This window comes from Xylanibacter ruminicola (assembly GCF_900142525.1).
GTDB lineage: Bacteria > Bacteroidota > Bacteroidia > Bacteroidales > Bacteroidaceae > Prevotella > Prevotella ruminicola_A.
Map to the genome: position 1 here is coordinate 1 of NZ_FRBD01000057.1, position 1,414 is coordinate 1,414.

Annotated in this window: 1 protein-coding gene; it reads right to left on the reverse strand. The window is 50.1% G+C overall.

Annotated features, from left to right (window positions below; genetic code table 11):
* The coding region (locus tag BUB86_RS16875; RefSeq protein ID WP_139261766.1) for an amino acid adenylation domain-containing protein at positions 1-1,414 on the reverse strand (1,414 nt) is incomplete at both ends.

The window sequence follows — 1,414 nt, forward strand, 5'->3', positions numbered from 1 at the left end:
TCGGGAGCCGGCAGTTTCTTCCTGTCAACCTTGCCGTTGGGGGTTAGTGGCAACTCGTCCAAATGGATGTAAGCAGCAGGTACCATATAGTCGGGAAGCGACTGTGCAAGGAATTCCTTCAGAGTACCTTCATCAATATCGCTGTCTGCGGTATAGTACAGGCACAGCAGCTGTCCGTTATAAACCGAAGCCACGGTCTGTTTGATACCACCATACTTCAAGCTCTGGCTTTCTATCTCGCCAAGCTCTATTCTGTATCCACGTAGTTTCACCTGGGTATCAATACGTCCGAGGTATTCTAGCTCTCCCTGCTTGTTCCAACGGCACAGGTCGCCAGTACGATAGCATCGCTCTCCCCTGAAGGTCAGGAATCTAGCAGCATCCTTATCTGACGGGTGCAGGTAACCTCTTGATAGTCCCTCTCCACCAATGAGCAACTCTCCGGCTATTCCCTGCGGAAGCAGATGGAGGTTTGTATTAACCACATACAGCTGGTAGTTGTCAAGCGGACGGCCAATGATTGATGAGTTAAAGTCACCAGTAATCCTGTAGAATGTAGAGAATAGCGAACATTCTGTCGGACCGTACACGTTGTAGAAGTCGAAAGGTGGCTTTTTCAGCGGTATCATTTTCTCACCGCCTGTTGACAACAGACGCAGCGACTTATTGCCAATAACGGTTGCAAACATGATACCTGCCTGCGTAGTCATGAAAGCGATATTGATGTCGTTATCTTCCATATATTGGTTCATAGCCATGAAGTCCATGCACATCTCACTGTCTATGATATAGACGCAAGCACCAACGGACAACGTCGGATAGATGTCTATCATATGGGCATCAAATCCGAAGTTGGCATAGCCCAGGGCATGGTCGGCGGCTGTCATGCGGAACTCCTTGACATACCAGTGGCAGAAGTTGACGATGCCATGGTGTTCCAGTATTACGCCCTTAGGCTTGCCTGTGGAGCCAGAGGTGTACAAGATGACATGCCTGTGTGAAGGCAGTGGATCAGGTAACGGACTGCTACACTTAGGCAAAGTCTCCAAGCTGTCAGACGTGAATACGTCTCCACTGAATGACGGCATGGCATGATGTACCCAGTCTTCTTCACTAAGTATGAGCCGTACTTCGGCATCCTGGCACATGTACTGCAGGCGCTCCTCCGGGAAGTTGAAGTCCAACGGCATATAGGCACCACCGGCCTTCATGATGGCCAGCGGATAGACGGCCATCAGTTCTGAACGCTCTATCATGACGCCGATGGCCTCCTCGGGCTGTACATGATAATAGTTAATAAGGTATGCAGCCAAACGGTCGGTCAGGTCATCCAGCTCACGATAGGTCATCTGCCTGTCCTTGAATACGACGGCAATGTTATTAGGAGTCTTAGCTGCCTGAGCACGGAACAGGC